Below are 13,614 nucleotides of genomic sequence, written 5' to 3' on the forward strand. Positions count from 1 at the left end.
GCTGGTCGACGGTGTGATCGACAGCGGGCGACGGAGGCGGCATGGGGTTCGACGGCGGCATCTGGCAGGTCCGCAGCGGCGACGAGCAGGTCGGGGAGATCCTGATCGACGAGGCCGACTTCCCGTGGCTGTCGGGACGCTTCACGCCCGGGCCGGGGTACGACGCGGTGCGCGACGTGTTCGCCCGTGAACTGGCCTTGCTGGAGCGGGACTACGACGAGGTCTGGGAGGCCTGGGAGGCGGCCTACGACGAGATCCGAAGACGCGTCTCACTGTCCTCGCCGGACGGCCCGGTCGCCGAGTTCCTGCTGCACATCGAGGGGGACAGGGCCTGGTTCCGGTGGAGCGACGAGCCGTTCGAAGAGTAGGCGCGCTGCGACCGGGCACGCCGAAGACCCGGGGCGTCGTCCGGCTTCGACCCGCACCGAGATCGCCTACGGTGCTCGACTCGGTTCCTCGGGGAATGATCGCGGCCCTCGCCGTGAGGACCGCGACCGGAGGGCGGCGAATCCGACGGCATCGGCGCGAGGTTGCCGCACCGGTCGCCGAGAGAAGGCCGCTGGGGCAGTGCCCGGAGCATCGGGGTACCGGGCGGCTACAACCTCCTGGACCAGTTCAACCGCGCCGTCACGCACCGCCGTTCAACAGTGCTTCGGCCGCCGCCAGAATCTCTGTGACCCGCAGAGCGAACGCCGCGTCGCACCCGTGCGCGCGCCCGGTGCGGGAGGCGGCCAGCAGGGCGTCCCCGGCTCGGATCAGGGCGGACACCGCGCTGTCGGCGCTCTCCGGAAGCAGCGTCACTCCGGCCTCGCCCCGCAGCTCCACCGCCGCTCCTGCTGCGGCGGGCGGCGCCGTGAGGCTCAGGGCCAACGTGCTCGACGCGCCGCTGACGTGCTCGAGGACCAGATGGACGGTGTCGCCGGGCCCCTGCGCGGCCGCCGTCACGCGCCGGGCGTCACCCAGCACCGGCAGCAGCACGGACAGGGCGTGGGGACCCACGTCCCACAGCGCGCCCTTCTCCCGCCGCCACGGCGAGGCCGCGAACGGGCTGCCGTCACCGCTGAACACGGCGCCGAGCCACTGTGCCCGCCCCGTGAACCACCCCTCCACGGCCGCCTGTTCGGTGATCCACGCCTCGGTCTCCGACTGGAAACGGGCAGTGAAGAACACGACCGAGGCCACACCGGCGCCCTCGACGGCCTCGACGACCGCCCGCCCCTCCTGGACCGTCAGCGCGAGCGGCTTGTCCAGCAGCAGATGACAGCCCGCCCGCGCGGCCCGCACCGCCAGGTCGGCCTGGACGGCCGGCGGCAGGGCGACGGCGACGGCGTCCACGTCGGCGAACAGCGCGTCCACGTCGTCGTAGGCAGGCACCCCGTAGCTGTCGGCCAACTCCTTCGCCGCGGCCGCACGGCGGCCCCACACCCCCGCGAAGTCCAGTTCGCTGTGTCGGCTCAGGGCGGGAGCGTAGGCGATCCGGGCCCACGGTCCGGTGCCGAGCAGTCCGATGCGCATGCCGCCGCCTTTCACCGTGCCGGTCGAGGGTGAGCGTGTCACACCGACCGGGAGGCCGCGCAAGGGGGCAGGTGGCCCATCTCGGCACCGGAGATTCAGTGGTGCCGTCGCTGAATGCGTTCTCCTTCTTCTATTGGACCTTCCGCGGCCGTACGACCAGGCTGGTGTCGGTCCGGCACCGAGTGCCGTTCCCGCATCGTTTCCCGCGCGACAGCCGAAAAGAGGTCACGGCCCCATGCACACCCGCCGCATCGGTGACGTCGAGGTCAGCGCGATCGGACTGGGCGCGATGCCCATGTCCATCGAGGGACGCCCGGACGAGGCACGTTCCCTCGCCACGATCCACACCGCGCTCGACGCCGGCGTGACCCTGATCGACACCGCGGACGCCTACCACCGGGACGCCGACGAGGTCGGTCACAACGAGACCCTGATCGCCAAGGCGCTCGCCTCCCACGACTTGGGCAAGGACGTCCTGGTCGCCACGAAGGGCGGTCATCTGCGCCCCGGCGACGGCAGTTGGACCCTGGACGGCAGCCCCCGGCACCTCAAGGAGGCCTGTGAGGCCTCGCTGCGCCGGCTCGGCGTGGAGGCCATCGGGCTCTACCAGTTCCACCGGCCCGACCCGAGGGTGCCGTACGCCGAGTCCGTCGGCGCCGTACGGGAACTGCTCGACGAGGGCAAGATCCGCATGGCCGGGATCTCCAACGCGAACCCGGACCAGATCAAGCAGGCGAACGACATCCTGGGCGGCAGGCTGGTCTCCGTGCAGAACCAGTTCTCCCCGGCGTTCCGCACCAGCGAGCCGGAGCTGCGCCTGTGCGACGAACTCGGCATCGCGTTCCTGCCCTGGAGTCCGCTCGGCGGCATCTCCCGGGCGCGCGAACTGGGCTCCGCCTACGCCCCGTTCGCGCGGGCCGCCGAAGCGTACGGGGTGAGCCCGCAGCGCGTGTGCCTGGCCTGGATGCTCGCCAAGTCGCCGGCCGTCGTCCCGATCCCGGGGTCGAGCCGGCCGGAGACGATCCTGGACTCGCTCGCCGCGACCGACCTCGTGCTCGGCCCCGGGGAACTCGCGGAGCTGGACGCGGTCTGAAACTCTTTCGGGAATCGGTGGCCGACCGCGTGTGTAGTCTCCCGGGCGGGATGGGAAAGCGCTTGCTGTTCCTCTGCACGCTCTTCGTCCAGCACCTTGGGAAGGACAACGCCGATGGCGTCGTCACACGAGAGACCGCTCGACCACCGCTACCGCGGCGAACATCCCGTACGCACCCTCGCCTATCTGTTCCGCGCCGACCGCCACCGTCTCGCGGCGGCGGTCGGCGTCTTCACGGTCAAGCACAGCCCGGTCTGGCTGCTGCCGTTGATCACCGCGTCCATCATCGACACCGTCGTCCAGCACCAGCCGATCAGCCGGCTCTGGCTGAGCACCGGCGTCATCATGCTCATCCTGCTGGTCAACTACCCCCTGCACGTGCTGTACGTACGCCTGCTGTACGGCAGCGTGCGCCGGATGGGCACCAGCCTGCGTTCCGCGCTGTGCACGCGCATGCAGCAGCTCTCCATCGGATACCACTCGCGGGTCAGCGCCGGTGTGCTGCAGGCCAAGGTCGTGCGTGACGTGGAGGCGGTCGAGCAGATGGTGCAGCAGACCGCCGAGACGGGGCTCGGCGCGGGCACCGTGCTCATCGGCGGACTCGTCATCATCGCCGTACGCACACCGGAGTTCGTGCCCGTGTTCCTCGTCGTCGTGCCCGCCGCCGCACTCGTCGTGGCCCGCCTTCGGGCGCGCCTGCGCACCCACAACGAGCACTTCCGCCACGAGGTCGAGACCCTGTCGTCCCGGGTCACGGAGATGACCCGCCTCATCCCGGTCACCCGCGCCCACGGCCTGGAGGGCAAGGCGCTGCGCCGCATGGACGGCACCCTGCACCGGCTGCTGACCTCGGGCATGCGCCTCGACCTCGTCAACGGCCGCTTCGGCTCGCTGGCCTGGGTGGTGCTCAACGTCGTCGGCGTGCTCGTCCTCGCCGGCGCGGCACTGATCTCGTACTACGGCGTCTGGGGCGTGACGGCCGGCGACGTCGTCATGCTGAGCGCCTTCCTGACCACCTTGACCAACTCCACGACCACGTTGGCGGGGCTGGCCCCGGTCATCACCAAGGGCCTGGAGTCCGTCCGCTCCGTCGGCGAGGTGCTCCAGGCTCCCGAGCTGGAGGACAACGAGGGCAAGGCCGAACTCACCTCACTGCGGGGCGCCGTGACCTTCGACGCCGTCGGGTACGCCTATGAGGACGGCGGCCGCCCCGCCGTACGGGACTTCGGCCTCACCGTCGCACCGGGGGAGACCATCGCCCTCGTCGGCGCGTCCGGTGCGGGCAAGTCCACGGTGCTGAACCTCGTCATCGGCTTCATCCGCCCGACCTCCGGCCGGCTCCTGATCGACGGCACCGACATGAACACCCTCGACCTGCGCACCTACCGCCGCTTCCTCTCGGTCGTGCCGCAGGAGTCCATCCTGTTCGACGGCACGATCCGCGAGAACGTCGCCTACGGCATGGACGACGCCGACGAGGAGAGGGTGCGCGCGGCGTTGCGCGACGCCAACGCGCTGGAGTTCGTGGACCGGCTGCCGCAGGGCCTGGACACCCTGGTCGGGGAACGCGGGGCACGCCTGTCCGGCGGACAGCGGCAGCGCCTGGCCATCGCCCGGGCCCTGATCCGGGACCCGAGGGTGCTGGTCCTCGACGAGGCGACCTCGGCCCTGGACACCCGCTCGGAGGCGCTGGTCCAGCAGGCCCTCGCCCGTCTCCTGAACGGCCGTACCACCTTCGTGGTGGCGCACCGGCTGTCCACCGTGCGGGGCGCGGACCGGATCGTGGTGATGGGGGACGGCCGGATACAGGAGGTCGGCACGCACGAGGAACTCCTGCGCCGCGACGGGGCGTACACGGCCCTGCACCGCGGGCAGGTCGCCTGACGAGGCTCCCTCACGCACCCGGCCTCGTACCGAGGGGGTACGAGGCCGGTGGGGGAGCGGGCGGAACGGCCGCACTACGGCCGGTCGACGACTCGGCCCAGTTCGATGCGGTCGATGTGCGGCGCCCACGCCGTCGCGTTGCCGAACGTCACGTGGTTGGCGCCCTTCTTCAGCTCGACGGGGACGCCCAGCGTCCAGTAGTCGTCCGCACTCCAGGTGTTCTTGAAGGTCACCTTCACGGGCTCCGCGTTCCCCACGGTGATGTCCGCCGTACGGGACATGATGTCCGTGTTGTAGGCGTGGCCGTTGTCGCGCCGGTCGTTGTGCGCGTAGTGGACGACCAGCACGTAGCGGCCGGAGCTGGGCGCCCGCACCGTGAACTCCGCCGTGCTGGAGGGGCCGTTGCCGAGCTTGCCGATGTAGGAACCGGTGGAGGCGTACGCCGAGTCGACGAGTTCGGCCCCGCCCGCGAGGGTGGCCGAGGCGGCCTCGTAGGAGAGCATGCCGGACGTCGAACCGTCGCCCGAGACATCGAGGGAGCGGACGGAGGCGTGCCCCGCCGTCACCGCGAGGCGGTTGTTTCCCGCCACCAGGTAGAGCCGCAGCGCGCGTCCGGGCGCCGCCGTCACCGTCTCGCCGTGCAGCGCGAGCCGCACCGGCGCCGAGGCCCGCGGCACCACCGTGTAGTAGCCGTCACGCGGGGCGTAGACGTCGAACACCGCCTTGTCCCCGGAGCGCAGGACGAGCGAGCCGGTACCCACCCCGGCCGACGACGCGTAGTCGTACGACGGCTTCCCGCTGATGTCCGCCAGCGTGGCCTCGTACGACGCGGCCGCCGCGCCCGTGCGGGCGGTGAGGTCGACGCGGTCGAGGGTGACCTCGGCGTCGCCCTTCGCGAGCGTGAGGACATGGGTGCCTTCGGACAGCCGCAGAGTGACGTCCTTCTTGGCCCGATAGGTCCAGTTCTCCGTGGAGGGATAGGTCACCGTGACCGGGGCCCCTCCGTCGACGGACAGCTTCTGCGTGGCGGGGGTGCCGGACTGGTTGCCGTACAGGATCGCCAGGTCGTAGGAACCCTCGCGCGGCACCGTGACCGTGAAGTCGACCTTGCTGGTGGCCTGGTTGAGGGAGCCGACGTCCTTCGTGCCGGAGGCGGCGTAGCCGTTGGCGTTCTCGACGGTGCCCTGGGTGTAGACCTTGCCGTCGGTGATGGCGGCCGACTCGGCCTCGTACGACGCCGACCACGGGACGGTGGCGGGGGAGGGGGTGCCCGTGCCGCCGGGGGTGAGGACGATCCGGTAGGCGGACATCTTGTGCATGCCGCGCAGCGGCACGGTCACCGAGCCGTCGTCCGCCACCTTCACCTTCGTACGGGCGAGGACCCGCGGCGTCGCGTGCTGCCCCTCGTAGCCGGACCAGGCGGCCTCGGCGACGGTCGCGGTGACCGTACGGCCGAAGAGGGAGCGGTCGACGCCCCGCACCACGACGTCGGAGTCGCCGGCGGAGCCGCCCAGCAGGACCTGCGCCTGGCGGCGGGAGGTGTCCAGCGAAGCCAGGCCCTGAAGGGTGTCGATCGTGTTCGGCTGCGGCGGGGTCACCTCGACCGTGTCACCGGTCATCCCGGCGTACCAGCGGAAGAGCCACCAGCCGCCGTTGGGGATGTTGGAGCGCACCACATGCCCGCTGAGGTTGCCTGCCGCGTCCCAGTACGCCATGTTCGCGTACACCTTGTTCCGCTCGAACATCGACACCCACTGCACGAGTTGCCCCGGCACGGACAGGTCACGGCGGTTGGCGTACTCGTCGATGTTGATCTTCAGTGGGGCGATGCCCGCCTCGCGTTCGAGCCCCCGATAGTCGTCGTAGTGCGCCTGGAAGTCGCGCAGCGAGCCGGAGCCCAGCTCGTGCCAGGTCATCACCTGCGGCAGGACGTTCTCCCGCTTGGCGAAGGCGAGGAAGTCCTTCAACAGGCGGGAGTGGTAGGCGGCTTCGTTCGGGCCCGCGATCCTCGCGTCCGGGTCGATCGCGCGGATGCGCTGGTACACCGTCTTCCAGTCCTTGAAGAACCGGTCCCGGTTGGCCTCGTACTGGGCCTGGTCGGCGACGCCGAGCTTGTACCAGATCTGGTCGGGCTCGTTGAACGGGATGTAGACGAACCACTCGCTGTTCGGGTCCGCGGCCACCTCCTTGGCGATCTTGTCGACCTTGGGGAGGTAGTCGTCGATGCCGAGATCCTCGTACGGCCACTTGGCGTAGATGTCCTGCATCATCACGTTGATCTCGCCGCCGCCGTTGCGGAAGAACGACTTCGAGACGGTGAGCGCGTCGCCGTTGGGGTGCTGGGCGCCGCCCTCGGGCTTCTGCGAGATGCTGGTGACCTTCAGGGGTTCCAGCGCGGCGTCGCTGGGCACCCCGTCGTCGCTGAGCCCGTACAGCGCGCCGTTGGCGCCGAGCATCACCGGCCCCTCGGAGGAGGACAGATCGACGGTGAGGCGCTGCGGGTCGGCAGCGGCCGCGGGGCCCGCGGCGGGGAGAGTGGCTGCCATGGTGGCTGCTCCAAGTGCTGCTGATATCAAAGCGGTTCTGGCTCGGAACCGGGTACGGGTTCGTGTGCGGTCGGGGGTGATCACTCTGCTGGACCTCCGGTCATTTGACGGCTCCACTGGTGATTCCGGACACGATCTTTCGCTGGCCGACGAGGAACACGGCGACCATGGGCAGGCTCATCACCACGACGTACGCGAAGACGAGATGCCAGTTGTTGAGGTAGAGCTGGGCGCTGGCGACCTGGTAGAGGTTGAGCGGGAGGGTGGCCCGCTCGCCGCCGCCGAGGACGAAGAAGGCGTAGAAGACATCGCTCCAGGCGTAGAGCATCACCATGATCGTCGCGGTGGCGATCACCGGGCGCAGCAGCGGCAGGATGATCCGCCAGAAGATCCGCGACGGCGTCGCCCCGTCCATCCGGGCCGCCTCCTCCAACTCCAGGGGGATGGCACGGATGAAGCCGGTCATGAAGAAGATCGACGTCGACAGGTACATGCCGGTGTAGACGGCGATCATGCCGGGCCGGCTGTTCGCCAGGCCCAGCTGCCGCAGCTCCATCACGATGGTGATGACCGCGGGCGGCAGCAGCAGCCCGCTGATGCAGAGCGCGTACGCCGTCGACACCAGCTTCGACTTCCGGCGCGCGAAGACCCAGGCGGCGCCGGCCCCGAGGAGCAGGACCAGGACGACCGAGGGCAGCACGACCAGCAGGGAGTTGAAGAAGCCGCGCAGCATCTCGCCCTGGCTGACGGCGTCCGCGTAGTTGTCGGCGGGCTGCCAGGTGCGCGGCAGGTCGAGGTTGGGCTTGATGGCCTCCGCCTGCGGCTTGGCGGAGGTGACGACGACCAGCCACAGCGGTACGCCGACCGCGAGACCGGCGAGCAGCAGGACCAGGGCGGGGCGGCCGTACCGCCAGGCGACGGACGGGTTCACAGCAGCTGCTCCCTTCGCCGCAGGCCGACGACCAGCGGGATCGCCACCGCGACCACGACCAGGAAGAGCACGAGGCTCATCGCTGAGGCCTGGGCGTACAGGCCCTGTCCGAAGATCCGGAACATGTAGATGTTGAAGACCTCCGTGGAGGCCGCCGGTCCGCCGCCGGTCGTGGCCTGCACGATGTCGAAGGTGTTCATCGAACCGATCAGCGCGGTGGTGACGTTGAAGGTGACGGCCGGCGCGAGCATCGGCCAGCGCACCGACCAGAAGGTCCGCCAGGGTCCGGCGCCGTCCATCCGGGCCGCTTCGAGCATGTCGCCGGGGATGCCCTTGAGACCGGCCAGGTAGATCAGCATGGACAGGCCCATCCATTTCCAGCCGTGGATGAGGGTCACGACGACGAGGGTCCAGGTCGTCGACCCCAGCCACGGAATGTCCGTGCCGAGCACGGAGTTGACGGCTCCGTCCTGGTCGAGAAGCGCCTGGAAGACGTAACCGGTGGCGAGCGCCGAGATGAGCACCGGCAGGAAGAAGACCGCCCGGAAGAACCGGTTGAAGCGGCTGTCGGATTCCAGGAGCAGCGCGAGGCCGAGCCCGAAGCCGTTCTGGAACAGCGCGGCCAGCAGCGCGTACAGCAGGGTCGTGCGGATCGCGCGGAGCAGCGAGCCGTCGTCGGCGATCGTCCGGAAGTTGTCCAGGCCGGTGAAGGCGATGTCCGCGTGGTACGAGGACCAGTTGGTGAACGGGTAGTAGAAGTTGAGCAGGTTGGGTACCAGGAAGAAGCCCGCGAAGACGACGATCGCGGGAAGCGCGAACCACCAGGGGTGGTGGACGGCGGCGCGCGGCAGCCGCCCCACCTTCTTCGGCGCGCCCTTCACCGGCGTGTGCTCGGCGCGTACGACCGTGTGAGTCATCGTCAGAACCCGGGCGCGCCCTGAGCCTTGGCCACCTGCGCGAACTGGTCCTGGATCGCCTGGGCGACCTGCTGCGGGCTCTTCTTGCCGAAGATCATGTCGGCGAGGTAGAGGTGCGTGTCCGGGGCGACGATCGCCTTGGCCTGGAAGACGCCGATGGCGGTGGGCAGGGCCGCGACCTGGGCCTTGGACGTCTGCGGCAGCCCGTCGGGCGTGGGCACGGACGGCTGCACGGACGGGATCTTCATCGCCTTGATGTAGTCGGCGTAGTCCGGGCCGAGCCAGAAGGCGAGGAACTGCCGGGCCGCGTTCTGCCGCTTGGCGTCACCGGTCTTGAAGGCGACCACACCGTTGGTCTGGTCGGGCGAGTACATGCCGGTCGCCGAGGAGTTGGCGACCGGGAACCAGCCGATCTTCTTGTCGATCTCGGCGGTGGAGTACTTGGCCTGCAACTGGCTCTGGAAGGAGGTGACGTTGAGGACCATGCCGGCCTCGCCCTTCCACAGCGCGTCGGCCTGCCCGGTGAAGGTGCCGGTGCGGTGGTTCTTCTGCGCGAGCCCGGCGTCGAGCAGCTTCTCCTTGTACTTCTTGATCGCGCCGACGACGACCGGGTCGGTCCACTTCTCCTCGTTCTTGTTGAGCCCGTCCCACCACTGCTCGTCGAGGTCGGTGAGCTGGACCTGCATCTGCCACTGCAGCGGCCACTTGTCGCCGCCGGCCTCGTAGAAGGCGGCCGCGTCCGTCTTGTCGACGACCTTCCGGCCGAGCGCCAGCAGCTCGTCGTAGGACTTCGGGAAGTCCTTCTCGCTCAGCCCGGCCCGCTCGAAGACGTCCTTGTTGTAGTAGACGCCGAGCATGGCGGGGCTGGTGACGATCGCGGCGTACCGCTTGCCGTCGATCATGCCGAGCGACTTCTCGGTGTCGCCGAGCTTGGCCTCCCACGGCTCACCGTCGAGGGTGAGGAGGTTCTGCTGCGGCTGGATGAACGGCAGCGTGGAGATGGAAGGCTGCCAGAACATCAGGTCCGGGCGGTCGCCGGAGGCGAGCTTCGTCGGCACATTCTGCTCGTACAGATCCGGGATCGCCTGGGTCTCCACCTTCGCGCCGGTGGCCTTCTCGAAAGCCTCGATGACCTGCTTGGGGGCGTTGACCGTGTTCTGCGCCGTCCACATCGTCAGCTGCACGCCGTCCAGGCGCGCGGTCGGATCGACGGCGGCCTGCTTCCCGTCCGCGCCCGAGTCGCCGGAGGAGCCGGCCGTCGGATCGCTGCACGCGGTGGCGGCGAGGCCGAGGGCGCCTATCAGCGCCAGGGTAGAGAGAGCTCTTGTCTTCATCACGTGCCTTTCGCGAACGGGTGGTTCAGGAAGCAGGAATCAGAACAGCGGTGCTCGTGCGGCGAGTTCGGGACGAAGCGGCGCCTTCAGGAGTCGTGCGACGCGCTCAGGCTGTGGCGGAGGGCGGCCCCGAACTCTCCCGGACCACCAGCTCCGGTACGGAGACGGGATGCGGGGCGATCTGCGCGGCCTCCTCCAGCACCCCGTGCAACAGGGCGAACGCGGACCGCCCGAGTCCGGTGAAGTCCAGGCGTACGGTCGTCAGCGACGGGGTCAGGAAGGCCGAGTGCGGGGCGTCGTCGAACCCGGCCACGCTGACGTCGCCGGGGACGGCACGGCCGGCCTCGTGCAGGGCGCGCAGCACCCCGAGCGCGAGGTCGTCGTTGCCGCACAGGATGGCGGTGACGGCCGGGTCGCGCGCCAGCTTCAAGCCCGCCGCGTGGCCGCCCGCGGGGCCCCAACTGCCCTGCACGGGGCGGGGTTCGGGCGCCCCGGCCTCCTTCAGGGCCTGACGCCAGCCGCTGGTGCGGGCGCTGGTGCGCCGGGTGCTGGACGGGATGGCGACGTAGTGCACCGTCTTATGACCCAGGGAGAGCAGGTGGCGGGTCGCTTGGTAGGCGGCCTCGCGGTCGTCGGTCCACACCCAGGGGCGGTCGCCACCGGGCGGGCTCGCCGGGGTCTCGACCACGCCGACGACCGGGAGCTCGGCCGGGACGGCGCTCAGCGCCCGCACACCGGCCGGGTCGTAGGCGATCACGATCAGCCCGCCGCCCGCGTCCGCCGCCCGCTGCACCTCGGCGGCGACGGCGGCGTCGTCCGCCGATTCCAGTACGCCGATCCCGACCGCGTAGGAAGCCGCACGGGCGGACTCCTCGATGCCCTGGAGGATCGAGGCGTAGCCGTAGTGCGTGGTGTTCGCGGTGAGCACGGTCACGGCCCTGCTGCGTCCGCTGGCCAGGGCGAGCGCGGTGGCATTGCGCCGGAAGCCCAGTTCGTCGATGGCGGCGAGCACCCGGTCCCGGGTGGTCGGCTTGACGCTGGGATGGCCGTTGATCACCCGGGACACGGTCTGGTACGAGACGCCGGCGGCGGTCGCGACGTCCCTGATGCTCGCCGGGCGCCTTGTGTGACCGGTCACATTCATGCCAGGATTGTGACCGGTCACATCAGGAACGTCAAGAGACCGTAACGAGTGATTCACGCGGCTGACGCGACCGCCGCCTGCGGTAAGGGCAGGCGGGGTCGGGAGGGGAAGGCACGTTGACCAGTACGGCGGATGTGGCGCGGGAGGGTTTCCACCGGCCGCATGACGAGTTCAGCTGGGGGCACGCGGCGCTGCGGGTCCGGTTCGCCCTCGCCGGTGACGGAACACCGAGGCTCGTCGCACTGGGCCGACCGGGAGACGTGCGCGTCGCCGACGCGGAGGCCGCCCTCCCGCTCGTCGAGCTGACCGCCTTCGGGCACGGCAGCGCCTGGTCCGGGCCGCGCTTCACCGGCACGGCGTTCGGAACGCGCCTGAAGTACCGCGACCACCGCACCGGCAGCCGGGGCGAGGGGGAGTGGCTGACCGTCGAGCTCCACGACCCGGCCACCGGGTTGACGGCGTTCGTCGAGCTGACGTCCCCCAGCGGACTGCCGGTGCTCCGTTCCCGCGTGCGGCTGCGCAACGACGGCCCCGAGCCCCTCGTCGTCCAGTCCGTCAGCAGCCTGCTGATCGGCGGCCTGCCCGCACCGGACGCCCTCGACGTGCACCGGGCCCGCAACGACTGGCTCGCGGAGTGCCGTTGGTACGCCGAGCCGCTGCGCGACACCGTCGCCGACATCAACGTCGACGCCCACCAGCACGACAGCCGGGCCGCCCTCGTCCTCGCCGGGCGCGGCAGCTGGCCCACCGACGGTCACCTGGCGATGGGCGCGCTGACGGACCGGGGGAGCGGCCAAACCTGGCTGTGGCAGATCGAGTCGCCGGCCGGCTGGCGCTGGGACCTGGGCGAACGCGCGCACGGCACGTACCTGGCGCTGAACGGCCCCACGGACGCGGAGCATCAGTGGCGGGTCCGGCTCGCGCCGGGCGCGGACTTCACCACCGTGCCGGGGGTGCTGGCCGTCGGCTCCGGGTTCGACGAGGCCATGGGTGCGCTCACCTCGTACCGCCGCGCCGTGCGCCGCCCGCACCCCGACCACACGGCACTCCCGGTCGTCTTCAACGACTACATGAACACGCTCATGGGCGACCCGACCACCGAGAAGCTGCTGCCCCTGATCGACGCGGCGGCCGAGGCGGGCGCGGAGTACTTCTGCGTGGACTCCGGCTGGTACGACGACTCGGCGGACGGCGGCTGGTGGGACAGTGTCGGCGAGTGGCTGCCCTCGACGCGCCGCTTCCCCGACGGCGGCATCGGGGCGGTCCTGGACCGCATCCGGGAGCGCGGCATGGTGCCCGGGCTGTGGCTGGAGCCGGAGGTCGTCGGCGTACACAGCCCGGTCGCCGCCGCGCTCCCGCCGGACGCCTTCTTCCAACGCGACGGCGTACGCCTCACCGAGCAGGGCCGCCACCAGCTCGACCTGCGCCATCCGGCGGCCCGCGCACACCTCGACAAGACGGTGGACCGGATCGTCGGTGACTGGGGCGTGGGCTACCTCAAGCTGGACTACAACATCGTGATCGATCCGGGCACCCTGGCCCCAGGGGACCTCGCACCGGGAGCCGGGCTGCTCGGGCACGCCCACGCCTACCTGGACTGGCTCTCCGAGGTGCTGGACCGGCATCCGCGGCTGGTGATCGAGAACTGCGCCTCGGGCGGGATGCGGATGGACGCGGCCACGCTGGCGGTGTCCCAGCTCCAGTCCACCAGCGACCAGCAGGACCCGCTGCGCTACCCGCCGATCGCCGCCGCCGCGCCGACGGCCGTACCGCCCGAGCAGGGCGCCGTCTGGGCGTACCCGCAGCCCGAGTACGACGACGACCTGATCGCCTTCACCCTGGGCGGGGCGCTGCTCGGGCGGATCCATCTGTCGGGCCATCTCGACCGGATGTCGCGGCGCCAACTCGCCCTCGTGCGGGAGGTGGTGAGCACGTACAAGTCGATCCGCCCGGACCTCGCGCGAGCCGTGCCGTTCTGGCCGCTGGGTCTGCCGGGGTGGACGGACGAGTGGCTGGCCCTAGGGATGCGGACGCCCGACGACCGCACCTCGTACCTCACGGTCTGGCGGCGCGGCGGCGAGTCCGAACTGCGCCTGCCTGTACGGCACTTGGCGGGCCGGGAGGTCGGCGCGGAGGTCCTGCACCCGTCCTCCGCGCCGACCGGCTCCGCGGTCTGGGACGGGGACGGACTGCGGGTGTCGGTGCCGCGCACGCCCGGTGTCCTGTTGGTCCGTCTCACGTGACCGGGAA

10 protein-coding genes are annotated in these 13,614 nt (G+C 70.6%); 4 read left to right on the forward strand and 6 right to left on the reverse strand.

Translation table 11 applies throughout. The annotated features are described in order from the left end of the window. Positions 1-41: 41 nt before the first annotated feature. On the forward strand, positions 42-368 hold the full coding sequence (locus ACIREI_RS37490; RefSeq protein WP_403342901.1) for a hypothetical protein: 327 nt from the start codon (positions 42-44) through the stop codon (positions 366-368). 259 nt (positions 369-627) lie between these two features. Here ACIREI_RS37490 and ACIREI_RS37495 read toward each other — a convergent pair whose 3' ends face one another. Next, positions 628-1,515 carry a Gfo/Idh/MocA family protein gene (locus tag ACIREI_RS37495; protein ID WP_403342904.1) on the reverse strand — a complete coding sequence of 296 codons (888 nt, stop codon included), beginning with the start codon at positions 1,513-1,515 and terminating at the stop codon, positions 628-630. A gap of 235 nt (positions 1,516-1,750) precedes the next feature. Here ACIREI_RS37495 and ACIREI_RS37500 point away from each other — a divergent pair, with 235 nt between their 5' ends. Together ACIREI_RS37500 and ACIREI_RS37505 are read left to right on the forward strand one after the other, a co-directional pair. Further along, the gene (locus tag ACIREI_RS37500; protein ID WP_403342907.1) at positions 1,751-2,608 is read left to right on the forward strand and encodes an aldo/keto reductase; all 858 of its coding nucleotides are present in this window, start codon (positions 1,751-1,753) and stop codon (positions 2,606-2,608) included. A 114-nt stretch (positions 2,609-2,722) separates the two neighbouring features. Then, complete coding sequence (locus ACIREI_RS37505) at positions 2,723-4,492, forward strand: ABC transporter ATP-binding protein (RefSeq protein WP_403342910.1); 1,770 nt, start codon at positions 2,723-2,725, stop codon at positions 4,490-4,492. 74 nt (positions 4,493-4,566) lie between these two features. Here ACIREI_RS37505 and ACIREI_RS37510 read toward each other — a convergent pair whose 3' ends face one another. From ACIREI_RS37510 to ACIREI_RS37530, 5 genes are all read right to left on the reverse strand, one after another. Beyond that, positions 4,567-7,038 carry a cellulosome protein gene (locus ACIREI_RS37510; RefSeq protein ID WP_403342913.1) on the reverse strand — a complete coding sequence of 824 codons (2,472 nt, stop codon included), beginning with the start codon at positions 7,036-7,038 and terminating at the stop codon, positions 4,567-4,569. Positions 7,039-7,138: 100 nt separating this feature from the next. Next, positions 7,139-7,969 (reverse strand): carbohydrate ABC transporter permease, encoded by an 831-nt coding sequence (locus ACIREI_RS37515; protein WP_403342916.1) that lies wholly within the window; start codon positions 7,967-7,969, stop codon positions 7,139-7,141. Further along, the gene (locus tag ACIREI_RS37520; protein ID WP_403342919.1) at positions 7,966-8,886 is read right to left on the reverse strand and encodes a carbohydrate ABC transporter permease; all 921 of its coding nucleotides are present in this window, start codon (positions 8,884-8,886) and stop codon (positions 7,966-7,968) included. The genes ACIREI_RS37515 and ACIREI_RS37520 overlap by 4 nt, the downstream gene beginning before the upstream one ends. A 2-nt stretch (positions 8,887-8,888) precedes the next feature. Beyond that, entirely contained in the window at positions 8,889-10,220 is a 1,332-nt protein-coding gene (locus tag ACIREI_RS37525) for an ABC transporter substrate-binding protein (RefSeq protein ID WP_403342922.1), read from the reverse strand. A 106-nt stretch (positions 10,221-10,326) separates the two neighbouring features. Further along, positions 10,327-11,364 (reverse strand): LacI family DNA-binding transcriptional regulator, encoded by a 1,038-nt coding sequence (locus ACIREI_RS37530; RefSeq protein ID WP_403342925.1) that lies wholly within the window; start codon positions 11,362-11,364, stop codon positions 10,327-10,329. A 116-nt stretch (positions 11,365-11,480) separates the two neighbouring features. Between ACIREI_RS37530 and ACIREI_RS37535 the strand changes: the two genes are divergently transcribed. Beyond that, on the forward strand, positions 11,481-13,607 hold the full coding sequence (locus ACIREI_RS37535) for an alpha-galactosidase (protein ID WP_403342928.1): 2,127 nt from the start codon (positions 11,481-11,483) through the stop codon (positions 13,605-13,607). The last annotated feature ends 7 nt before the right edge of the window (positions 13,608-13,614 follow it).

Origin of the sequence: Streptomyces sp. NPDC093591 (assembly GCF_044764885.1) — a bacterium.
Lineage (GTDB): Bacteria > Actinomycetota > Actinomycetes > Streptomycetales > Streptomycetaceae > Streptomyces.